Annotated in this window: 19 protein-coding genes; 10 read left to right on the top strand and 9 right to left on the bottom strand. The window is 71.7% G+C overall.

Going from position 1 to position 21533, the window contains the following annotated elements; genetic code table 11:
* Window positions 1-72: 72 nt before the first annotated feature.
* Window positions 73-2754, bottom strand: coding sequence for a DEAD/DEAH box helicase (locus tag IO39_RS58075; RefSeq protein ID WP_043629847.1), 2682 nt, complete (start codon window positions 2752-2754; stop codon window positions 73-75).
* 409 nt (window positions 2755-3163) lie between these two features.
* Here IO39_RS58075 and IO39_RS29600 point away from each other — a divergent pair, with 409 nt between their 5' ends.
* The 4 genes from IO39_RS29600 (at window position 3164) to IO39_RS29580 (ending at window position 8556) form a co-directional block, all read left to right on the top strand.
* Window positions 3164-3514, top strand: coding sequence for an STAS domain-containing protein (locus tag IO39_RS29600; protein ID WP_043629845.1), 351 nt, complete (start codon window positions 3164-3166; stop codon window positions 3512-3514).
* Window position 3515: 1 nt separating this feature from the next.
* Window positions 3516-3935 (top strand): ATP-binding protein, encoded by a 420-nt coding sequence (locus IO39_RS29595; RefSeq protein WP_043629844.1) that lies wholly within the window; start codon window positions 3516-3518, stop codon window positions 3933-3935.
* A gap of 1523 nt (window positions 3936-5458) precedes the next feature.
* Window positions 5459-7774: a sodium-translocating pyrophosphatase gene (locus tag IO39_RS29585; RefSeq protein ID WP_043629839.1), complete on the top strand. Its 2316-nt coding sequence runs from the start codon at window positions 5459-5461 to the stop codon at window positions 7772-7774.
* A gap of 299 nt (window positions 7775-8073) precedes the next feature.
* Window positions 8074-8556, top strand: coding sequence for a SixA phosphatase family protein (locus IO39_RS29580; RefSeq protein ID WP_043629836.1), 483 nt, complete (start codon window positions 8074-8076; stop codon window positions 8554-8556).
* Window positions 8557-8610: 54 nt separating this feature from the next.
* Here the strand turns inward: IO39_RS29580 and serB are convergent, their stop codons facing one another.
* From serB to IO39_RS29565, 3 genes are all read right to left on the bottom strand, one after another.
* The gene (gene serB / locus IO39_RS29575; RefSeq protein ID WP_043629834.1) at window positions 8611-9831 is read right to left on the bottom strand and encodes a phosphoserine phosphatase SerB; all 1221 of its coding nucleotides are present in this window, start codon (window positions 9829-9831) and stop codon (window positions 8611-8613) included.
* 138 nt (window positions 9832-9969) lie between these two features.
* Window positions 9970-11145, bottom strand: a complete 1176-nt coding sequence (locus tag IO39_RS29570; protein WP_084773693.1) for an S-adenosylmethionine:tRNA ribosyltransferase-isomerase — start codon at window positions 11143-11145, stop codon at window positions 9970-9972.
* A complete protein-coding gene (locus IO39_RS29565; protein WP_043629832.1) occupies window positions 11142-11798 on the bottom strand; it encodes an SDR family oxidoreductase in 657 nt (218 codons plus the stop codon). Before IO39_RS29565 ends, IO39_RS29570 begins: the two co-directional genes overlap by 4 nt.
* Before the next feature lie 116 nt (window positions 11799-11914).
* Here IO39_RS29565 and IO39_RS29560 point away from each other — a divergent pair, with 116 nt between their 5' ends.
* Window positions 11915-13030 carry a GAF domain-containing sensor histidine kinase gene (locus IO39_RS29560; protein WP_211267215.1) on the top strand — a complete coding sequence of 372 codons (1116 nt, stop codon included), beginning with the start codon at window positions 11915-11917 and terminating at the stop codon, window positions 13028-13030.
* 52 nt (window positions 13031-13082) lie between these two features.
* Entirely contained in the window at window positions 13083-13703 is a 621-nt protein-coding gene (locus tag IO39_RS29555; RefSeq protein WP_084773691.1) for a response regulator, read from the top strand.
* A gap of 54 nt (window positions 13704-13757) precedes the next feature.
* Here IO39_RS29555 and IO39_RS29550 read toward each other — a convergent pair whose 3' ends face one another.
* Window positions 13758-14474, bottom strand: coding sequence for an Rv1486c family protein (locus IO39_RS29550; RefSeq protein WP_043629828.1), 717 nt, complete (start codon window positions 14472-14474; stop codon window positions 13758-13760).
* A gap of 68 nt (window positions 14475-14542) precedes the next feature.
* Between IO39_RS29550 and IO39_RS29545 the strand changes: the two genes are divergently transcribed.
* The 4 genes from IO39_RS29545 to IO39_RS29530 are packed head-to-tail and all read left to right on the top strand — an operon-like array spanning window position 14543 to window position 16710.
* Window positions 14543-15331, top strand: coding sequence for an ABC transporter ATP-binding protein (locus IO39_RS29545; RefSeq protein WP_043629826.1), 789 nt, complete (start codon window positions 14543-14545; stop codon window positions 15329-15331).
* A gap of 46 nt (window positions 15332-15377) precedes the next feature.
* Window positions 15378-15650, top strand: a complete 273-nt coding sequence (locus IO39_RS29540) for an SPFH domain-containing protein (RefSeq protein WP_052423533.1) — start codon at window positions 15378-15380, stop codon at window positions 15648-15650.
* A 59-nt stretch (window positions 15651-15709) separates the two neighbouring features.
* On the top strand, window positions 15710-16465 hold the full coding sequence (locus IO39_RS29535) for a sulfite exporter TauE/SafE family protein (RefSeq protein ID WP_043629825.1): 756 nt from the start codon (window positions 15710-15712) through the stop codon (window positions 16463-16465).
* A gap of 23 nt (window positions 16466-16488) precedes the next feature.
* Window positions 16489-16710: a DUF8836 family protein gene (locus tag IO39_RS29530; RefSeq protein ID WP_043629823.1), complete on the top strand. Its 222-nt coding sequence runs from the start codon at window positions 16489-16491 to the stop codon at window positions 16708-16710.
* Window positions 16711-16814: 104 nt separating this feature from the next.
* On the opposite strand, the gene IO39_RS29525 is transcribed toward IO39_RS29530, so the two are convergent.
* The 4 genes from IO39_RS29525 to IO39_RS29510 all read right to left on the bottom strand — a co-directional run bounded on the left by IO39_RS29525 (window position 16815) and on the right by IO39_RS29510 (window position 21406).
* Window positions 16815-17642 (bottom strand): NAD(P)H-binding protein, encoded by an 828-nt coding sequence (locus IO39_RS29525; protein ID WP_043629821.1) that lies wholly within the window; start codon window positions 17640-17642, stop codon window positions 16815-16817.
* Between the two features lie 28 nt (window positions 17643-17670).
* Window positions 17671-18492 (bottom strand): Rieske (2Fe-2S) protein, encoded by an 822-nt coding sequence (locus IO39_RS29520; RefSeq protein WP_169789139.1) that lies wholly within the window; start codon window positions 18490-18492, stop codon window positions 17671-17673.
* Between the two features lie 120 nt (window positions 18493-18612).
* Window positions 18613-19224, bottom strand: a complete 612-nt coding sequence (locus IO39_RS29515; RefSeq protein WP_084773687.1) for an HD domain-containing protein — start codon at window positions 19222-19224, stop codon at window positions 18613-18615.
* 1 nt (window position 19225) lies between these two features.
* Window positions 19226-21406, bottom strand: a complete 2181-nt coding sequence (locus IO39_RS29510; RefSeq protein ID WP_043629818.1) for a molybdopterin-dependent oxidoreductase — start codon at window positions 21404-21406, stop codon at window positions 19226-19228.
* Window positions 21407-21533: the final 127 nt, after the last annotated feature.

Below are 21533 nucleotides of genomic sequence, written 5' to 3'. Positions count from 1 at the left end.
CAATGCCGTCGGGTTGGGCAATGCCGTTGGGTTGGGCAATGCTGCTGGCTCGGTCGCCGCCGCCGGCTTTGTCTATTGCGGGGACAGGAGGGTGTTGAGGAGGTGGATGGCGCCGCGCTTGTCCAGGGGTTCGTTGCCGTTGCCGCACTTGGGGGACTGGATGCAGGAAGGGCAGCCTCGTTCGCACTCGCAGGACAGGATCGCCTCGCGGGTGGCCGTCAGCCAGTCCGTGGCCCGGGCGTAGCCGCGTTCGGCGAAGCCGGCGCCGCCCTCGTGGCCGTCGTACACGAAGACGGTGAGCAGACCCGTGTCGGCGTGCAGTTCCGTGGAGACGCCGCCGATGTCCCAGCGGTCGCAGGTGGCGAACAGCGGGAGCAGGCCGATGGCGGCGTGCTCGGCGGCGTGGGCCGCGCCGCCCAGGTCGATGCCGGCCTCGGCGAGCGGGGCGACGGACGAGGCGGGCAGCGTCCACCAGACCGCGCGGGTGCGAAGGGTGCGGGGCGGCAGCTCCAAGGGCTCGTCGCCGAGCATTTCGCCTGACTGGAGGCGGCGTTTGAGGTAGGAGACGACCTGGCGGGTCACTTCGACCTCGCCGAAGTGCAGCGTGCCGGGGCCGAAGGACTGGGAGCGTTCGGTGGAGAGGACGGAGATGTCGGTGATGTCCCGGGCGAACGTCGTGTAGTCCGGATTGGCGCTTGAGACCAGGGCCACCCCGGCTTCCAGGTCCAGGAGCTCAACCAGGAAGGTTTCGCCCTGGTGGAGGTAGATCGCGCCGGTGTGGACGGTGGTGTGCGCCGAGGGCTCGTCCACGCTGCCCAGGAGACGGCCCGTGGACGCCTCCACGACCTGGATCGGGTTGCCCCCGCCGCCCCGGATGTCGGCGAGATCGGTGGCGCGCTCGCGCCTGGTCCAGAACCAGCCCGCCGGACGCTTTCTGAGCAGGTTCTGGGCGACCAGGTCCGCCAGGACCTTCGGCGTGGTGGGGCCGAAGATCGGCAGATCTTCCTCGGTCAGCGGGATCTCGGCCGCCGCGGCGCAGAGGTGGGGCCCCAGGACGTACGGGTTGTCCGGGTCGAGGACGATCGCCTCCACGGGCCTGCCGAACAGGGCCTCCGGATGGTGGACGAGGTAGGTGTCCAGCGGGTCGTCCCTGGCGATCAGTACGGCGAGGGCGTCCTGGCCGTCGCGGCCCGCCCGGCCGGCCTGCTGCCACAGCGAGGCTCGGGTGCCGGGCCAGCCCGCGATCAGCACGGCGTCCAGACCGGAGACGTCGACGCCGAGCTCGAGGGCGTTCGTGGTGGCCAGGCCCATGATGGTGCCGGCGCGGAGTGCCTTTTCGAGGAGTCTGCGGTCCTCGGCGAGGTAGCCCGCCCGGTAGGCGGCGATCTTGTTCGGAAGATCGGCGAGGTCTGAGTCGGGAGGCTCCGGGAGCGCCCACGTGAGGGCCGAGGCCGGGGCCTCGGGAGCTGCCGATTCTGCCGGTGTGGTTTGTCCTGGATGTGCCGTAGGTGGTGTTGAGGGCGTGGTGGCGAGGCCGTCGCGAGCCCGGGTTTGTGCGGCGCTCTCGCGCGTGAAGGTCGTTTCGCTCCGGGCGGGCGACGGTGCTTGAGCGGCGGCCTCGTTCGCGCTGGTGACGACTTCGTGGTGGATGGCGGCCTGTGCGGCGGTTTCTCTGGTGGTGGTGGCGGCTTCGTTCTGGGCGGTTGTTCCAGGGGGTGTTTGGCCGATGGTGGCGGCTTCGTTCCGGGCGGTTGCTGGTGGGGTGGTTTCGCCAGCGGTGGCGGCTTCGTTCTGAGTGGTCGTCTGTGGGGCGGGTTTGCCGGTTGCGGCGGCTTCGTTCCGGGTGAGGGGTTGTGCGGGGGCTTTGGGTGGGGTGGTGGGTTCGTTCTGGGCTGGGGTTTGGGTGGTGGGCGCGCTGGAGGTGGCCGGTTCGCCGGTGGCGGGGCCTTCGTAGTGCTTCGGAGCCTGCGTGGTGGTTTGCGGGCTCGGGTGGTGGGGCGGGAAAGGGGCGGAGATCGAGAAGGCTACGTCGGCCAGTTTGGCGCGGGCGGACAGGGCGACCGTCTCGGCGCCTCGGCGGGAACGTACGAAGGCGAGCGTGCGTACGTCCGCGAGCACCAGATCCGCCAGGAGGTCCGCGGCCTCGGCCGTCGCCGTCCGGCGCACGGGAGCGCCTCCCTCGCCCCGGAGCTCCGTCAGGGGCGGCTCCCACAGCGCGATGGTGGTGGAGCCCTTGGGCGAGGCGTCCACCGTCACCTCGTCCATCTCAAGCCCCGTCAGCCTCGTCGCGAACACCCCCGGCTCACTTGCCGTCGCCGAGGCGAGCAGGAACGTGGGGTGCGCGCTGTAACGGGCGCAGGCACGGCGCAGGCGGCGCAGGATCTGGGCGACGTGCGAGCCGAACACGCCGCGGTAGCCGTGGCACTCGTCCACGATGACCAGGCGCAGCCGGCGGAAGAACGACGACCACTGAGCGTGACGAGGGAGGATGCTGCGGTGGAGCATGTCCGGGTTTGTCAGCACATAGTTGGCGTGCCGGCGGACCCAGGCGCGCTCCTCGAAGGGGGTGTCGCCGTCGAAGCAGGCCGCGCGCACCTGGGTGATGCGCAGCTCGCGCAGGCTGCGGAGCTGGTCGGCGGCCAGAGCCTTGGTCGGCGTCAGGTAAAGGATCGTGCCGCCGTCGAGACAGGAGGCGATCGCCGGCGTGAGGTACGCCAGCGACTTCCCGGACGCCGTGCCCGTGGAGATGATCACGTTTCGGCCACGGTGGGCCAGGTCCGCGGCTTCGTACTGGTGGGGCCAGAGTCCTGTCACCCCGCGGTTCGCCAAGCGCGTAACAAGGACTTCAGGCGTCCATTTGGGCCAACGGACTTGACCCGCCTGACGTGCTGGAACATGCTCCACATGGGTGACACGCTCATGACGTGCGGGAACGCCAAGCAGGTGGTGGAGGAGTGGACCTGCCTGTTGTGGGGAGGATGCGGAGGAAGTCACTGTTTCCAGTCTTGCATCGATGGGCAAAGTCGCCGGGAATCGTGATTTCGTATAGACACAAGCCAGGCGCGTGGTTGAATGCCGCGCGTCAGGGTCGGACAGTCTGGGGCCACGCTCCAGATTGCCAGGCCCGCAAGAGTACTTTCGCAGGCGAGGCGCTGGAGGATCTGTGGATCTGAAGTTGGATCACCGCACCGAAGACCGACTCACCATCGTGGAGGTCGAGGGTGAGATCGATGTCTACACGGCGCCGAGATTGCGTGAGCTCCTCATCGACCTGGTCAACAAGGGCAACTTCCACCTTCTTGTGAACATGGAGAAGGTCGACTTCCTCGACTCCACGGGCCTCGGTGTCCTGGTCGGGGGGCTCAAGCGGGTACGCGCGCACGACGGCTCCCTGGAGCTGGTCTGCACGCAGGAGCGCATCCTCAAGATCTTCCGGATCACCGGTCTGACCAAGGTCTTCGGGATCTACGCTTCGGTCGACGAGGCCAAGGAAGCTCACGGCAAAGACAAGTAGCATGGCTACCGTCGAGCTGACGTTCAGCGCTCTCCCCGCGCATGTGCGGACCGCCCGGCTGGTGGCGACGGCGATAGCCCGCCGCACCGGCGTGGAGGAGTCCCTGCTGGACGAGGTCAGGCTCGCCGTGGGTGAGGCGTGCTCCCGGGCAGTCGAGGCACATCGAGCCCACTGTCCGGGCGAGCCCATCCGCATCGAGCTGCGGGACGATTCCGGGCGTTTCGAGGTCACGGTCAGTGACCAAGCCCCCAGCGATGAGATCAAGCAGGAGCGGCCCCTCGATCTCGGCATGCTCTCCGACTCGTTCATGTCGAACTTCGGGCTGGCCGTCATCGAAGGTCTGGCCGACGATGTCGAGGTGTTTCCCAGCCCTAAGGGGACGAACATCCGCATGAGCTGGCCGGCCGCCGTCGGTGTCTGACCGCCGCCGCTGGTGGCGCCTCCGTGCCTGGCCGCCGCCGTAGGCGAGCGCCCGATGGGGTACGCCAGGCGTGCTGCCGCGTCTCCTCGTGGTCTCTCATGGTCTTGGTGGCAGTCGTTCGCGATGTCACCATGGGGTCTGGTCCGACCATGGGAGGCCGACCACGGGAGACCGGCCGTGAGGGCTCGGTGGTGAGGGGCCGAGTGATCTGGTGACGCGGCCGTAGGGCGCGGGGGGCCTCCCGGCCTCAGAACGGCCTCTGATGAGTCCCCTGTCAGGTTTGGAGCGTCGTCTGCGGTTTCCGCAGGGATGAAGGTGCCCGACTCCCTGAGGCTTGTGTGGGCCCGTCGAGGCGCGTCCGCAGGGTCCTGCGGTCCTTGAACCCGTGTCATGGGTTCTGCGGGGCACCGCGCTTGGCGGTCGGGTCTATCGCGTTCGGCGGCCGGGTCACCGCCCGGCGGTGCCTGGGTGGCTGGCTGGCTGGTTGGCTGCGTGAGTGTCTGGTGCCCTGAGTGCTGCCTGGGTTTGGGGCCAGGGGGCATTGGGCCAGTCAACGGCGCCACCCAGGCTCCCGGACAGATCACCATACGCGTCGTGCCCACGCTGGAAGCCGCTGATCGCCTGCGGGTGAACGGGTGAAGCTTCCCCCTGGCGTCGTGCTCGGCGAGGGAGAGCTCTCCCTGAACGTATGGGACTCCACCGTCACCGAACAGGTGCTCTCCCGCGCAGACGTCTGCCGAGCGCTGTCTGCGCAGGCGTGGCCGCCCTTCTGCTGAGTTCTCTGGTACGCGGGTGGTCTTTCGGGAGGGGCAACGCTGCCCGGATCGCCTGGGTCGCCGCTCTTGTGCTCGTCTCGAATGTGCTCGGTCCCGTGCTGTCCGGTCGCGCCGTGGAGGCCGTGCTCGACCGGGCAGGACTCGAGGCGAGCTTCCTTCCGTCGCTCAGCCTGCCACGGGCGCCCATCGCGGGCGCCGTGTTCCTCCTGGCGCTGGCGCCGGCCTTCCGAGGCGAAGACAAGGCCTCCGGCGCTGCGCCGGAGGCGGCGATAACGGATCCACGAAACAGCTCCTAGAGAAGCCTCGTTCTCTGGGGCCGCAGCGTGGGACCAGGAGCGCCGGCGGCCGCGGCGACGACGTGGGGCGGAGCGGGTGTCGCGCGTTCTCCCCGCCTGCGCGCTTTCCCGCCCATAAACCACCAGACCTTCGAACCATCCTCACCTGAAACCTGATTCCGGTCAGGCCGATTCGCGATCTTGCATTGACCGTAAACACGCGGAAATTCCGCTTGTCAGAACCCAAACCGGGTCGCTGGCAGGGGATTGCCGGACACTCGCACAATTAGCGACCGCGAGAGCCTTCATATCCGTGGAGTGCCTGCGTAGACTCCCGGCACCGGCCAAGGTGATCCGGCGGAACGCGGATTCAACCGGAAGCGGCACCCACAACCCGGATGGTGCCGCAACACCCGCCGAGGAAAACTGCAGCACCGCCCGGGCAGGACGACCGGTCTTGCCGAGGAGAACGATGAGCAGGCACATGCTGGCAGCGGAGCCAGCGTCCAATCTGGTTCTGAGCGGAAACAATCTCACCATCGTGATCGTGGTCGCCGCGGTCGCACTGATCGCGCTAGCCGTCGCAGGCGGGCTGGTGCGCGAGGTGCTGTCCGCCGGCCAGGGCACCGAACGAATGCAGAACATCGCGCGCGCCGTGCAAGAGGGCGCCGCGGCCTATCTCGCGCGACAGTTCCGCACGTTGGCGATCTTCGTCGTCGTGATCCCCTTCCTGTTGCTCCTGCTGCCCGGAGAGATGGACGAACGCATCGGGCGTTCCATCTTCTTCGTGGTCGGGGCGGTCTTCTCCGCACTGACCGGATTCATGGGCATGTGGCTGGCCGTGCGCGGAAACGTACGTGTGGCCGCCGCGGCCAACGACTCGGGCGAGAAGCGCGCCATGCGCATCGCCTTCCGTACCGGCGGCGTGGCCGGCATGTTCACCGTGGGCCTCGGCCTGTTCGGCGCGGCCGTGGTGGTCTTCATCTACCAGGGCGACGCGCCCGCCGTACTCGAAGGGTTCGGGTTCGGTGCGGCGCTGCTGGCGATGTTCATGCGAGTCGGCGGCGGCATCTTCACCAAGGCCGCCGACGTCGGCGCCGACCTGGTCGGCAAGGTCGAGCAGGGCATTCCCGAGGACGACCCGCGCAACGCCGCGACCATCGCCGACAACGTGGGCGACAATGTCGGCGACTGCGCCGGCATGGCGGCCGACCTGTTCGAGTCGTACGCGGTCATGCTGGTCGCCAGCCTCATCCTGGGCAGGGCGGCCTTCGGCGAGGAAGGGCTGATCTTCCCGCTGATCGTCCCGATGATCGGCGTCATCACGGCGATCATCGGCATCTTCGTCACCGGGATGCGCGACCGCGACCGCAACGGCATGGCGGCGATCAACCGCAGCTTCTTCATCTCCGCGGCGATCTCGGCCGTGCTGGTGACGGCGGCCGCGTTCTGGTACCTGCCGAGCAGCTTCGCCGGCCTGACCGGCGCGACCGTGCAGTCCGACGCCGACCCCAGGATCATCGCCATCGGCGCGGTGCTGATCGGCCTCGTGCTGGCCAGCGCGATCCAGCTGCTCACCGGCTACTTCACCGAGACCAACCGGCGCCCGGTACGCGAGATCGGCGAGAGCTCGCGCACCGGCCCGGCGACCGTCATCCTCGCCGGCATCAGCGTCGGCCTGGAGTCGGCCGTCTACTCCGCCCTGATCATCGGCGGCGCGGTCTACGGCGCGTTCCTGCTGGGCTTCGGCAACGTCACGCTGGCCCTGTTCGCGGTGGCCCTGGCCGGCACCGGCCTGCTGACCACGGTCGGCGTCATCGTCTCGATGGACACCTTCGGCCCCGTCTCCGACAACGCCCAGGGCATCGCGGAGATGTCGGGTGACGTCGAGGGCGAGGGCGCCCGCGTGCTGACCAGCCTCGACGCCGTGGGCAACACCACCAAGGCCATCACCAAGGGCATCGCCATCGCCACCGCGGTGCTGGCGGCGACGGCGCTGTTCGGCGCCTTCCGCACCGCGGTGGAGACGGAGCTGACCAGGGCGGACGCGGCGATCAAGGGGGCTCTGGGCGAGTTCCAGAACTTCAACCTGGGCATCGACAACCCCAGCGTGCTCGTCGGGCTGATCATCGGTGCCGCGGTCGTGTTCCTGTTCTCGGGCCTGGCGATCATGGCGGTCGGACGCGCCGCGATGCGGGTGGTCTTCGAGGTACGCGACCAGTTCCGCAACAACCCGGGCATCATGGACGGCACCCAGAAGCCCGAGTACGGCCGCGTCGTGGACATCTGCACCCGCGACTCGCTCCGCGAACTGGCCACGCCCGGCCTGCTCGCGGTCATGACGCCGATCGCGGTCGGGTTCGCGCTCGGGTACGCGCCGCTGGGCGCGTTCCTGGCGGGCGCCATCGCCTGCGGCACCCTGATGGCCGTCTTCCTGGCCAATTCCGGCGGCGCCTGGGACAACGCCAAGAAGCTCGTCGAGGACGGCCACCACGGCGGCAAGGGCTCCGAGGCGCACGCCGCCACGGTCATCGGCGACACGGTCGGCGACCCGTTCAAGGACACCGCCGGTCCCGCCATCAACCCGCTGATCAAGGTGATGAACCTGGTCGCGCTGCTGGTGGCGCCCGCCGTGGTGCTGTACGCGGGCAACCCGGCCCTGCGCATCGGCATCACGGTGGCCGCGGTGGCCGTCGTGGTCGGCGCCATCATCGTCTCCAAGCGGCGGTCGGTGGCCAGCGAGCCGGCCAGCGACAACAACCGCGAGCACGAGCCCGTGGCCTCGTAGCCCCGGCCCCGGTTCGACCGACGCCCGCTTCCCGGCCCTTCGGGGAGCGGGCGTTCGCGTGCGCGAAGGGGGCCGAACGGTCGGACGTTCGCCGCGTGACGGCCGGCCGGGGTTCGTGGTGAAGGCCGGTTGAGGGTGGGCGTGGGGACCGGAGGGTTCCGGTGGGAAACTGGGCTGCGTGAACGATGAGAACCGGCCCAGCGGCGGCAAGACCCTGGGCCTGATCCTCCTGGCGATGGTCGGGGTCCTGGCCGTGATCATCGCCCTGTCCATCTGGGCGTCGAGGACGGGATGAGCGCGTGCGTACCTTGATCCTGCTGCGGCACGCGAAAGCCGCCCAGGTGCCCGGCCTGGCCGATCGCGAGCGTCCCCTGACCGACCGGGGCGAGCGGGACGCCGCGCGGGCCGGCGACGAGATCAGGGCGGCCGGCCTGGACCCCGACGTGGTGCTCTGCTCGCCGGCGCTCAGGACCCGGCGCACCGCCGAGCTGGCCTTCCCCGGGGTGGAGATCAGCTACGAACGCGACATCTACGAGGCGTACCCGGAGGAGCTGCTGGAGATCGTCCGGCGGGCCGATCCCGACCTGGGCACGGTCGTGTTGTGCGGGCACAATCCGGGCGTGCACGAGCTGGCCCTGGGGCTGGCCGGGGGCGACTACGTGTTCCGGCCGGGCGCGTTCGCGGTGATCCGGGTGGAGCCGGCGTGGGAGGACCTCTGGCCGGGCCAGGGACACCTCGTCACGCACTGGGACCCCAAGGAGCACGAGCCCGAGGAGCGCTGACCCGAGGAGCGCCCCGAGGAAAACTGACCCGAGGAGCGCTGACCCGAGGAGCGCTCAGCGCGGGGTCAGGACGCCGTCCTCCGCGTCGGCCGCCTCGACCTCGTCCCGCGAGATCCCCAGCAGGTAGAGGATCGAGTCGAGGTACGGCGTGTTCACCGCGGTGTCGGCCGCCTGCCGCACCACCGGCTTGGCGTTGAAGGCGATGCCCAGCCCGGCCCTCGCGATCATGTCGAGGTCGTTGGCCCCGTCGCCGATGGCCACGGTCTGGGAGATCGGCAGGCGGGCCTCGCGCGCGAACCTCTCCAACGCCCGCGCCTTGCCGGGCCGGTCGACGATCTCGCCGACGACGCGCCCGGTCAGCCGGCCGTCGACGACTTCGAGGACGTTCGCGGCGGAGTAGTCGATGCCCAGCTCCTGCACCAGCCCGTCGGTGATCTGGGTGAAGCCGCCGCTGACGATGGCGAAGCGGTAGTCGAGCCGCTTGAGCGTGCGCACCAGCGTGCGGGCGCCGGGGGTGAGCACGACCTCCTTGCGCACCTGCTCGAACACCTCGGCGGGCAGCCCTTCGAGCAGGGCCACGCGGCGCTTGAGCGACTCGGCGAAGTCGAGCTCGCCGCGCATCGCCTCCTCGGTCACCCTGGCGACCTCGTCGAGGCAGCCGGCGTGGGCCGCGAGCAGCTCGATGACCTCGCCCTGGATGAGGGTCGAGTCGACGTCCATGACGATCAGCCGCTTGGCCCGGCGGGACAGGCCGGTGCGCTGGACGGCGACGTCGACCTCCTGCGCGGCGGCCTCGGCGGCCAGCTCCACGCGCAGCGCGTCGGGGTCGGCCCCGGACACGGACAGCTCGATGCAGGTGACGGGCCACTGGGCGAGGCGTTCGATGCGGTCGATGTTGGCGCCGGCGGCGGCGATGCGGCCGGCGATGCCCGCGATGGCGGCGGGCTGGAGCGTGGCGCCGAGCACGCTGACGGACAGGCGGCCGCGGCGGCGCTGCTCCTTGGCCTGCGATCCGGTGGAGAGCTCCACCTCCATGCCGAGGTCCTCGGCCACCCGCTCGACGGCGGTCCACATGGCGCCGAGCGTGGTGCCGGTGCCGGTCGAGGGGCCGCCCGCGTAGGTGACGAGCACGCCGAGCGTGAGCCGGCCGCGGATGACGACCTGCTCGATGTCCGAGACTGTCACCGGAAAGCGTGACAGGACGGAGAAAAGCCGGGAAGTGACGCCCGGGCGGTCGGGGCCGGTGAGTGTGATCAGGAGGGTGCGCTGGTCCACATCCAGCCACGGTACTGCGCCCGGGTCGATGCTCGTGAAGCAGGTTGGGCTTTCCGCCACGGGCGCAGCGTGCGCGGCGCGGCGGGCGGCGACGGCCCCGCGCTGCTCCGCATCGCCTCCGCAAAGATCGGGTAAAGGTTATTTCCGCAGGATCAGGTGCGTGTCGCCGAACTCGTGCCACAGGTATCCGGCACGCAGCGCCTCCTCGTACGCGCGGGCCAGCGCCGGCTCGCCCGCGATCGCGGTCAGCATGAGCAGGTGGCTGGAGCGCGGCTCGTGCAGTCCGGTGATCAGTCCCGTCACGGCGCGCACGCCGGACCGCGGTGTCACGAGGTGCCGGGTCCAGCCGCGGGCGGGCCTGACCCGGCCGTCGGGGCCCGCGGCGGTCTCCAGCGCCCGTACGACGGTGGTGCCCGCCGCCACCACCCGGCCGCCGTTCCGTCTGGTCAGGTCGACCAGGCGCGCGGTGGCGGGCGGCACCTCGTACCGCTCGGCGTAGGGCGGCTCGTCCTTCTCCGGCGAGGCCACGCCCGTGTGCAGCGTGATGGGGGCGATCCCGATCCCGCGCGCCACCAGCGCCGTCACCAGCCTGTCGGTGAACGGCCGCGCCGCGCTCGGCATCTCCGCGCTGCCCGGCACGGTCGCGAACACGGTCTGGTACGCCTCGATCGGCCAGTCCCGCGTCACGTACGAGTAGCGGATCGGCGCCCCGTGCGCCTGCAGGTACGCCTCCACGTCCCGATCCAGCGCCGCCCGCCACAGCCGTGGCGTCTCCCGCTCGATCAGCCGCAGCGTGGCCCCGCCCGGCAGGGGCAGCCACTCGCCGGGCTCGCCTCCGGCGTACGGCTCCGACGCCCTGGCGGTGCGGCGGCGCAGCTCGACCAGCCACGTGCCGTCCTGCCTGGCGGTCGAGAAGTGCACGGCCAGCCGGTCGAGCCGGACGGCCGCGGGCAGGGTCGCCGAGTTGTTCACCACGATCAGGTCGCCGGGTTCGAGCAGCTCCGGCAGGTCGCCGAAGTGGTGGTGGCTCGGCGCCTGGTCGCCGCGCGAGACCAGCAGGCGCACCGCGTCCCTGGCCATGCCCCTGGCCTCCGGCGGCTCGCGGGCGGACAGCCCCGGCGGCAGCACGAAGTCCAGCCCCCCGCCCACCTCGGGCCCGGCCCCCCGCCGCTCCAACCCGGAGAAGCCTGCCGACGTCGCGGGTTCGCTCTCTCGCCGGTCGAACGCGGCCGGCGTCGCGCGCTCGCTCTCCCGCCGGTCGAAGGCGGCGGGCGTCGTGGGTTCGCTCTCCCGCCGGTCCAGTGCGGGGGTCATTGCAGGCTCACTTTCCCGCTGGCGGGACGGGAGGCGACCAGGTCGTGCAGCGCGGCCGCCACCTTGGCCGGGTCGGCGGCGCCGGCGGCCTCCTCCGCTCCCACGGCGTCGGCGAGCATCCGGGTGTTCATCTCGCCCGGATCGACCCACCAGACCCGCACCCCGGGCTCCTCGGCCGCCAGCACGTTGGACAGCTGCTCCAGCGCGGCCTTGGTGGCGCCGTAGCCGCCCCAGCCCTCGTACGCCCCCGTGGCGGCGTCGGAGGTGATGTTCACGATCGAGCCGCCGGCGGCGCGCAGCGCGGGCAGCGTGGCCTGGACGAGGGCGAGCGGCGCGGTCACGTTCGTCTCCAGCAGCGCCCTGAACGCCTCCAGCGGATAGCCCGCCAGCGGCGGCAGCGGCGTCACGCCCAGGTCGCTGGCGTTGTTGACCAGCAGGTCGAGCCCGGGCGCCGCCTCGGCCAGCCGTCGCACGTGCCCGGGGTCCGTCACGTCGCCGGGGATCGCGGTCGCGCCCAGCTCGTCGGCGGCCCGCCGCAGCTCCTCGGCCCCGCGGGCGGTCAGCACGAGGTGCCAGCCCGCGCCCGCCAGCACCCTGGCGAAGGCGAGGCCGAGCCCCCGGGAGGCGCCGGTGATGATTGCGGTGTTCGTCATGTCACCGACGCTAGGTTCGCCGCCCGCGCCGCACATCGGCCTCAGGGCCCGCGCCCGCCTCGGCACATCGTCCTAGGACCGGCCGGCCGCCGGTCACGGCCCCATAGAGTGGGGCAGTGACCTCCGACCGGGACGAGATTTTGCAGGCGGTGAGCTCCGCCGTGCTGGCGGTGACCCGCCATCTGTCGGTCCGCGAGGTGCTCCAGGTCATCGTACGCTCGGCACAGCGCCTCCTCGACGCCCGCTACGCCGCGCTCGGCGTGCCCGACGACGACGGCTCGTTCGCCGAGTTCGTCGCCGAGGGCCTCACCGACAAGCAGTGGGACGCGATCGGGCCGCTGCCCAGGCAGCACGGCATGCTCGGCGCGATGTTGCGCGACGGCACCCCGGTCAGGCTGCCCGACCTGCGCAAGGACCCCAGGTTCGAGTGGTGGCCCAAGGCGCATCCGGTGATGAAGGACTTCCTCGGGGTGCCGATCCGCGACGGCGAGTGCGTGCTCGGCATCATCTTCCTGGCCAACAAGCGCACCTCGGGCGGTTTCACCCAGGAGGACCAGGAGCTGCTCACGCTGTTCGCCGCGCACGCCGCGATCGCGCTGATCAACGCCAGGCTCTACGAGCGCGGCCGCGAGCTGGCCATGCTGGAGGAGCGCAACCGGATGGCCAGGGAGCTGCACGACGCGGTCACCCAGAAGCTCTTCTCGCTCCGGCTCACCGCGCAGGCCGCCGGCGCCCTGCTGGACAAGGACCCCGGCCAGGCCGCCGCCGAGCTCGAACGCGTCCAGCGGCTGGCCGGTGAGGCGCTGTCGGAGCTGCGGGCGGTGATCGTCGAGCTGCGCCCGGCCGAGCTCGACCGGCACGGGCTGGCCGAGACGCTGCGCAAGCACGTGCGCATGCTGGACCGGCTCCATCCGGCGGTGGTCACGTTCGAGTGCGACGAGCTGCCGCCGCTGGAGTCGGCCGTCGAGGTGGCGATGTTGCGGGTGGCGCAGGAGGCGCTGCACAACGCGCTGCGCCACTCCGGCGCCGGCACGGTCTCGGTCCGCCTGGCCTGCGAGGACGGCAAGCTGGCGCTGAGCGTGCACGACGACGGGAGCGGGTTCGAGCAGGCGGACTCGCACGGGCTCGGCCTGGTGTCGATGCGTGACAGGGCCGAGTCCGTCGGGGGAGTGATGGCGGTGGAGTCGATCCGCGGCGCGGGCACCACCGTACGCGTGGAGGTGGGCGTGTGATCCAGGAGCGGTGGCGCGCGGTCCGGGGACGGGCCGGCCGGGAGGTGAGCCGGTGATCCGGGTGCTGATCGCCGACGACCATCCGGTGGTGCGGCAGGGGTTGCGGACGTTCCTCGACCTCCAGGACGACATCACGGTCGTCGGGGAGGCGGCGGACGGCGCGCAGGCCGTGGAGCTGGTCGGGGAGCTGAGCCCCGACGTGCTGCTGCTGGACCTGAAGATGCCGGTGCTGGACGGGCTCGGCACGCTGGAGCGGCTGTCCGGCGTGGCGACCAGGATCGTGGTGCTGACCTCGGTGAGCGATCCGTCCGACGTGGGGCCGGCGATGCGGGCGGGGGCGGCCGGGTTCCTCTACAAGGACGTCGATCCGCCCGCGCTGGTGCAGGCCGTCCGCGCGGTGCACGGCGGGCAGGTGCTGCTGGCCCCCGAGGCCGCCGAGGCGATGATGGCGGCGCCGGCGGGCGGCGCCGCGCCCGCGCCGGTGCCGCTGACCGAGCGCGAGCGCGAGGTGCTGGCGCTCATCGCGGCGGGCCGCTCCAACCGGGAGATCGCCAGGAGCCTGGCGGTGGCGGAGAAGACGGTCAAGACCCACGTCTCCAACGTGCTGATGAAGCTCGGCGTCCAGGACCGCACCCAGGCCGCGCTGTACGCCGTCCGCCACGGCCTGGCCTGACCGCCGCACCCGCCACGGCTGGCCCGGCCCCGCCGCACCCGCGGACGCGTGGGCCTACTGGTTCCTGACGGGCTCGAAGATGGCGTGGTGGGCGGCGACGAGCGCACGGCGTACCGCGCGGTCGAGCTCGCGCAGGGCGGCGTCGCGTACGGCGAGCTGCCCCGAGGTGAGCCCCCGGTCGTCGGCCAGGCGCAGCACGGAGCCCAGCCGCGTCGCCAGGGTGGAGACCCGGTGCGCGCGGCCCGGATAGCCGGGCGCGAGCTCCCCGCCGCGCGCCACCCCCTCCGGGCGGCTCTGCGCGGGCCCCTCCACCGAGGTCAGCGCCTCGGTGGCCGAGCGCATCGCGTCGGACAGCTCCCGCTCGGCCTCCGCCAGGGAGGGCAGGTCGTGGCGGACGGGCCCGGCGTCGTGCACCTCCAGCAGCACACCGACGTAGGACGAGCCGCGCCGGTCGGGCCGGGGCACCAGCCCGAGGTTGCGGTCGGCGAGCACCGCGATCACGGCCTGGCCGGCGTCGAGCGCGGCCGCGTTGAACGGCGGCGGCCCGGAAAGCCCCAGCGGGTCTCCGGGCGCGGGCAGCGCGAGCCGGAACTCGCGCAGCCCCTCGGAGCGCAGGTTTGCGAGGTATTTACGAAGGGGTTCGTCGCCCGCGACGGCAGGCCCGCCGGCGGCTTCGACGTGGTCAGCCGCCTCGTCGAGGCCCACGTGACCGGCCAGCCACGCGTTCCCCCAGGCGACCAGGGATGGACAGACAGTCGATTCAGGGCGCACCGGTCCACGATAAGCGCTCGCCCTGCAATAGGTTTGTCCCGAGGGTGACTCCAAAAGGAGGTTCGGGGATGGGTGGTCAGGTGCTGCGGCTCCAGGACGTCGCCGTCAGGCGCGACGGAGCGGCCCTCCTGCGCGGCATCGACTGGACGGTCAACGAGGACGAGCGGTGGGTCGTCATCGGCCCGAACGGCGCGGGCAAGACCACGCTGTTGCAGGTCGCGGCCACGTTGCTGTATCCGACCGAGGGCGTGGTCGAGGTGCTGGGCGAGCGGCTGGGGCAGGCGGACGTGTTCGACCTGCGGCCCAGGATCGGGCTGGCCAGCGCCGCGCTGGCCGAGCGCATCCCGCCGGAGGAGAAGGTCATAGACCTCGTGCTGACGGCCTCATACGCGATCATGGGCCGCTGGACGGAGGAATACGACTCCAACGACGTGACCAGGGCCGTCGAGCTGATCGACATGATGGGCGCGGCCCATCTGATCAGGCGCCGCTTCGGCACTCTGTCGGAGGGCGAGCGCAAGCGCGTGCAGATCGCCCGCGCCCTCATGCCCGACCCCGAGATCCTGCTGCTCGACGAGCCGGCGGCCGGGCTCGACCTGGGCGGCAGGGAAGACCTCGTGCGCCGCCTGTCGGTGCTGGCGGGCGACTACCGCTCGCCGACGCTGGTGCTGGTGACGCATCACGTCGAGGAGGTGCCCGCCGGGTTCACGCACGGGCTGCTGCTGCGCCACGGCTCCGTGGTGGCCCAGGGGCCGCTGGAGCACGTGATGACCTCCGACAACCTCTCGCAGACGTTCGGGGTGCCGCTCTCGCTGGAGCGCGGCGCGCAGGGCCGCTGGTACGCCCGCGCGCACTGAAGCGTCATTTATCCCGATAAAGTCGTTCATAACTGAAACCAACTCCATGGAGAAGCAGATGCGCGCCGACCGCGACAGGCGGGCCGCCGTGCCGGCCGCGGAGGGGCAGCGCCAGGCGGACGCGATCGGCGTGGGGTTCAGGGCCATTCACGAGGGCAAACCGGACCAGCACCTCCTCGCCTACCAATACCTTCAGACCCTGCCGGAGATCGCCAAGGGCGACGCCAATAAGATTTGGATCGTCCCCTCTGAAATGGGCAAGGTCCTGGAGAACCTGGGCGGCCTGTTCACTCCCCCCAAGGGACAGGACGACCGGTAGAACCCCGCCCGCCGCCGCGGTCCCTGACCGGATGGCACCGGCGGCAGCAGGAGGGTCTCTTGACCGCGTGGGAGCTCGCCGCGGTGTGTCTCGCCGGCGTGGTGGCCGGCGCCATCAACGCGGTGGTCGGCTCGGGGTCGCTGATCACGTTCCCCACTCTGGTGGCGCTGGGCGTCGATCCCGTCACGGCCAACGTCTCCAACACCGTCGGCCTCGTGCCCGGCTCGTTCACGGCCGCCTACGGCTACCGCGCGGAGTTGCGGGGGCAGCGCGAGCGGCTGCTGCGCCTGGGCGCGGCCTCGGCGGTGGGCGCGCTCATCGGCGGGATCCTGCTGCTGTTCCTCGACCCCGACGTGTTCGAGGTCGTGGTCGTGGCGCTGATCCTGCTGGCCTGCGTGCTGGTGGTGGCGCAGCCCAGGCTGAACGCCTGGGTGGCCGCGCGGCGCGCCGAGCCGCGCCCGCACGGCGGCGCGGCCCTGTGGCTGGGGGTGCTCGGCGCGGGCGTCTACGGCGGCTACTTCGGCGCCGCCCAGGGCGTGCTGCTGATCGGGCTGCTCGGGATCTTCCTCGACGACGGCATCCAGCGCGTGAACGCCGCCAAGAACGTGCTGGCGCTGATCGTCAACGGCGTGGCGGCGGCCTTCTTCATCGTGGTCGCCGAGGTGGACTGGCAGGCCGTGGCGGGCGTGGCGCTCGGCGCGATCGTCGGCGGCTTCCTGGGGGCGCGGCTGGGCCGGCGCATCCCGCCGCTGATCCTGCGTGCGGTCATCGTCTGCGTGGGGGTCGCGGCGATTATCGTACTGGTGTACGGATAGCCGTCGATGGGTATATATCCGGCATGAAGGGTGACCGGGTGGAGATCGTCATCGACGCGGGAGGATCGTCGCCCCGCACCTACGAGATCACGGCCACCCGCGCCGGCCGCCGGGTCGAGGTGGCCACCCGGCGGGGGCTCGTGGAGGTGAGCGAGGTCACCCGGAGCGGCACGCCGGTGCGCACCGCCCGGTTCATGTCCAGCCGCGTCCTCGCCCTCGTCGAGCACCCGGCCGACGAGAGCTGACCCTCCCCACAGCCGGGCCTCCCCAGAGCCGGGCCTCCCCACAGCCGGGCCTCCCCACAGCCGGCCTGTCCGCAGCCGGGCCTCCCCGCTCAGGGGAAGCCGGCTCAGCGGAAGTCGGCGGCGTGGTCCTCGGCCCACTGGCGGAAGGAGAGCGCGGGCCTGCCCAGCAGCAGCCGCACGGTGTCGGTGGCCCGTTCGGGGCTGGTCACGAAGCTCTTCCAGGCGCTCAGCGCGCTCTCGACGAACTCCGCGTCCCCCCAGGCCGCCAGGAGCCGCTCGCGGGCCTCCTCCGCGGGCTGCTCCTCCCAGCGCACCTCGCGCCCGATGGCCTCGCCGATCACCCGCGCCTGCTCGGCCTGGGTCAGCTCCTCGGGGCCCGTGATGGTGTAGGCGGCCCCGTTGTGCCCGGCCGAGGTGAGCGCGTGCACGGCCACCGCCGCGATGTCCTTCTCGTGGATCAGCGCCCGGGACGCCTCCCCGTACGGCCAGCGCACCACCCCGGACGTCCTGATCTGCTCCGCCCACCCCAGCGTGTTGGCCGCGAAACCGCCGGGCCGCAGGAACGTCCAGCCGAGCCCCGAGTGCCGGATGAGCCGCTCGATGTCGCCATAGTGGCCGGCGGCGTTCTCACCGCCGGGCACGTGCGCCGACAGGTAGACCACCCGCCGCGCCTGCCCGGCGATCGCCGAGACCACCTCGGCGGCGTTGCCCGTGGAGAGCCCCGGCCAGAGCAGGAAGACGCTCTCGACGTCCTTCAACGCCGGTTCCAGCGTCTCGGGGACCGTCAGATCGCCCTGCACGGCCTCGACGCCCGCCGGGACCCGTTCGGGACGCCTGGCCAGCGCCCGCACCTCCAGCCCGGCCCGCGCCAGCTGGGTCACCACATGCCTGCCAACATTGCCGGTCGCGCCGGTCACCAGAATCTTGCCCATGCGACGACCGTAGGACCTCAACTAAACTTCAGGTCAACCCCGGCCGCACCTGGATCGTGCCGTCGCGCCTGATCCGCGTCTCGAACACGGGCGCGGGCGCCGTCGCCGGGCCGTGCTTGACCGAGCCGTCCGCCAGCCGGAACGTGCTGCTGTGCCACGGGCACACCACGCACGCCTCCCCGTCCTCCATGACGAGCCGGCCCTGGTGCAGCGGGCCCGCCAGGTGCGGGCACCGGTCGGCCAGCACGCTCACGCCGTCACCCTGGCGCAGCACGAAGAGCTGGATGTAGCCCAGCCGCCTGGCCACCGGACGGCCGTCGGGCAGGTCCTTGAGCGGGCACAGGTCGTGCCAGCCCAGCGGCACCAGGTGGGTCACCTGCGGCGCGTGGTTGGCCCCGGCCGCCTGCCGGTAGGCCAGATGGCCGCCCAGGTAGGCGCCGAGCCCGCCCACGGCCAGGCCGGCGTAGGAGAGCAGCCGTCCGGGCCGCTCCCGCCCGCGCAGCCGGGCCGCCAGGGAGGCGGAGAAGAGGCTGAGCGCGGTCAGGTTCGCCGCCATGTGCACGAAGCCCACCCGCTGCTGCTCCCGGTGCAGGGAGGACCAGTCGGTCAGCCCGGCCGCCGCCGTGGGCAGCGCGTTGACCAGGCCCGTGGTCAGCAGCAGCCGGGCCGCGCGCGGATCGGCGCCCGCCAGGTCCAGCACGGCCGTGGAGAGCCAGCACCCCAGGCTGACGGTGGCCAGCGGCGGGTGCACGGGCTCCCCGAGTGGCACGCCGTGCAGCAGGTCGCGCAGGCGGCCTTGGCGCAGCCGCTGGCGCACCGCCTTGGCCAGCCCTCTGATCGGCTTGTCCATGACCTTCGACTTCTCGAGCCGATCGGCGATGGCAACCGGCCCGGCGAAACCCCGCAATTGCCGACGTCTCGCTCGTACTGTCTCTTTCACGACAAGTCCCCTACCCCCGCCATGTGGGGATCACTCGGACAGGTGCCCCCGGGCCACGGACAGCTCGACGAGCTCCAGCGCGTACGCGCCCAGCGACGGCGAGCCCTCCTCGATGATCCGCACCTTCTCCTTGACCTGCGTCGCCGTCACCTTGAACAGCGGCCACGTGCCGCCGTCGGTGTGGTGGTTGGCCAGGATCGGGGCAAAACGGTCAAGCGCCTTGGCGAACCTCGCCTCCGGCGTCTTCCTGGCCTCGAACTCGTCCCACAACTCGCGCATCCACGCGCCCTGCTCGGCGGGCAACAAGCCGAAGATGCGGTCGGCGGCGGCCCGCTCGGCCTCGGCCTGGGCCGTCACCGCCACCGCGTCATAGATGAAGGTGTCACCGGCGTCGATCTCGACCAGATCGTGCACCAGGAGCATGGCCACCACCCGCTGGAGGTCCGTGCCGGGTGGGGCGTGCTCTCCGAGGACCATCGCCAACGTGCCCACGTACCAGGAGTGTTCAGCGGTGTTCTCCCGTCGCGAGCCGTCGATGAGATGGTTGCGGCGGATGATCCGCTTCAACTTGTCGATCTCGATGGCGAAGGCGATCTGGGCGTTCAGGCGGTCCTCTTCTGGTGCGATAGTCACGCGCGACACCCTAATGTGCGGTGATCACCCCGGTTGGTGAAATCGTGACCGGAACTCCGTTGAACACTGCGTTACCACTGGGGATATCGACGGCGCTCTCGTCGGTCAGCGCGTTGGCGCTGACGCCCGCGTGCTCGGCCGCCACGCTCTGCGCGCTGCCCGCGTGGCCCCAGCCGTGCGGCAGGCTGACCACGCCCGGCATGATCGTGTCGGTGGCCTCGATCGGCACCGTGACCTGGCCCTTCGCCGAGCGCACCACCGCCTGGCCGGCCAGCCCGAGCCGGGCGACGTCGGCCGGGTGGATCTGCAGCGTGCACGCGTTGCTGCCGCCGACCAGCGGGCCCACGTTGTGCATCCAGCTGTTGTTGGAGCGCAGGTGGCGCCGCCCGATGAGGACCATCTCCGGCGGCTCCTCCGCCAGCTTCCCGAGCAGCCGCTCCACGTCCTCCATGAGCTGCGGCGGCGCCAGCTCGATCAGCCCCGAGGCGGTCGTGAGCACCTCGTCCAGGCGCGGCTCCAGGGGGCCGAGGTCCAGGCCGTGCGGGTGGTCGAGCAGCTTGCGCAGCGACAGGTCGCCCTTGCCGGCCCACTCGCCGTACGGGCCGAGCCGCAGCATGAGGTCCAGCCGCCGCTCGCCGCCCGTCTCGCCGTCCAGCAGGTCGCGCAGCTCCGCGACGTCGCGCCCCTCGACCCCGGAGCCGGGCGTCCGCGTGGCCTTGTCCAGCAGGTCGTCGATGACGAACGCGTCCGGGTCGCCTTCCCGTCCCGAGGCGATCATGGTCAGCCGGGCCAGGATCTGGGCCTCCGACGGCCGCTCGTCCAGCGGGAGCAGCGGCGGCGAGTAGCGCGCGTAGTTGCGCACCGCGAAGCCGAGCAGCGTGAAGTCGTAGTGCCCCGACTGCAGGACCCGGGGCGGGGGCAGGATGACGTTCGCGTGCCTGGTGGTCTCGTTCAGGTACGGGTCCACGCTCACCATGAAGTCGAGCCCCCGGAAGGCCGCGTCCAGGCGGTCGCCGTGGGGCGCCGACAGCACGGGGTTGCCCGCGATCGTGAGCAGGAACCGGATCTGGCCCGCGCCGGGCGTCTCGATCTCGTCGGCCAGCGTGGCCACGGGCAGCTCGCCGTTCGCCTCCGGCAGCCCCCTGACCCGGCTCTTCCACCGCCCCATCGTGTACGGCCGGCGGCGCGCGGCGAACTCGGTCGCGGGCTTGGCGAACATAGCCCCGCCCGGCCGGTCGAGGTTGCCGGTCAGCACGTTCAGCACGTCGACGAGCCACTGGGCCAGCGTGCCGAACTCGGCCGTGCACGTGCCCATCCTGGCGTACACGGCGGCCGTGCGCGCCGCGGCCAGCTCCCTGGCCAGCCGCGTCACCACCTCGGCCGGCACCCCCGTACGCCGGGCCACGACCTCCGGCGGGAAGTGCTTGGCCGCCTCACGCACCTCGGCCAGCCCGTTGACCTCGTGCCGGGGCCTGGCCAGGTCCTCGGCGAACAGCGTGTGGACGAGCCCGAACAGCAGGTACGCGTCCGTGCCGGGACGGATGAAGACGTGCTCGTCGGCCAGCGCGGCGGTGCGCGTGCGGCGCGGGTCGACCACGACCAGCCGGCCGCCGCGCCGGCGCAGCGCCTTGAGCCTGCCGGGGAAGTCGGGCGCGGTGCACAGGGAGCCGTTGGACTCCAGCGGGTTGGCCCCCAGCATCAGCAGGTGGTCGGTCCTGTCGAGGTCGGGCACCGGGACGGCCATCGGATGGCCGAACATGAGCCCGCTGGCCACGTGCTTGGGCATCTGGTCGGCGGTGCTGGCGGAGAAGACGTTGCGGGTGCCGAGCGCCCTGATCAGCGGCCGGGCGTACAGGGCGCCCGCCATGGTGTGGGCGTTCGGGTTGCCGAGGTAGACCCCGACGGAGGCGCGGTCGGCGACGCGGTCGAGCCCGGCCCGCACGGCGGCGAACGCCTCGTCCCAGCCGGCCTCGCGCCAGAGGTCGCCCTCCCTGATCAGCGGCTTGCGCAGCCGGTCGGGGTCCTCGTCGAGCCGGCCGAGGCTGGCCCCCTTCGGGCAGATGAACCCCTTGCTGAACGGGTCGTCCTTGTCTCCTCGGACGCTGGTCACGTGTCCGCCCGCGTCGAGGGTGAGGGTCAGGCCGCAGACGGCTTCGCAGAGGGGGCAGGTCCGGTGCACGGTCGACGTCATCACGACTCCTGAGTTCGCCAGATGAACTCATCTTGGCGCGGACCACGGCCCCGGGGAAGCCCCTGGCGGGCGGGTACAGCGAGACTTCCGGCGGGCGCGCACGGGGGAGACTTCCGGCGGGCGGGCA

Source organism: Nonomuraea candida (genome assembly GCF_000725485.1).
In the GTDB taxonomy this organism is placed as follows: Bacteria; Actinomycetota; Actinomycetes; order Streptosporangiales; family Streptosporangiaceae; genus Nonomuraea; species Nonomuraea candida.
The sequence above is the reverse complement of the archived record's forward strand: the minus strand, read 5'-3'. Positions and strand labels throughout refer to the sequence as shown.

What these genes read in the sequence shown, in the direction of transcription:
- IO39_RS29595 (WP_043629844.1), top strand. Translation starts at nt 3,516, where the DNA reads ATGGCTACCGTCGAGCTGACGTTCAGCGCTCTCCCCGCGCATGTGCGG.
- IO39_RS29585 (WP_043629839.1), top strand. Translation starts at nt 5,459, where the DNA reads ATGAGCAGGCACATGCTGGCAGCGGAGCCAGCGTCCAATCTGGTTCTG.
- IO39_RS29570 (WP_084773693.1), bottom strand. Translation starts at nt 11,145, where the DNA reads ATGACCCCCGCACTGGACCGGCGGGAGAGCGAACCCACGACGCCCGCC.
- IO39_RS29565 (WP_043629832.1), bottom strand. Translation starts at nt 11,798, where the DNA reads ATGACGAACACCGCAATCATCACCGGCGCCTCCCGGGGGCTCGGCCTC.
- IO39_RS29545 (WP_043629826.1), top strand. Translation starts at nt 14,543, where the DNA reads ATGGGTGGTCAGGTGCTGCGGCTCCAGGACGTCGCCGTCAGGCGCGAC.
- IO39_RS29540 (WP_052423533.1), top strand. Translation starts at nt 15,378, where the DNA reads ATGGAGAAGCAGATGCGCGCCGACCGCGACAGGCGGGCCGCCGTGCCG.
- IO39_RS29530 (WP_043629823.1), top strand. Translation starts at nt 16,489, where the DNA reads ATGAAGGGTGACCGGGTGGAGATCGTCATCGACGCGGGAGGATCGTCG.
- IO39_RS29525 (WP_043629821.1), bottom strand. Translation starts at nt 17,642, where the DNA reads ATGGGCAAGATTCTGGTGACCGGCGCGACCGGCAATGTTGGCAGGCAT.
- IO39_RS29520 (WP_169789139.1), bottom strand. Translation starts at nt 18,492, where the DNA reads ATGGACAAGCCGATCAGAGGGCTGGCCAAGGCGGTGCGCCAGCGGCTG.
- IO39_RS29510 (WP_043629818.1), bottom strand. Translation starts at nt 21,406, where the DNA reads ATGACGTCGACCGTGCACCGGACCTGCCCCCTCTGCGAAGCCGTCTGC.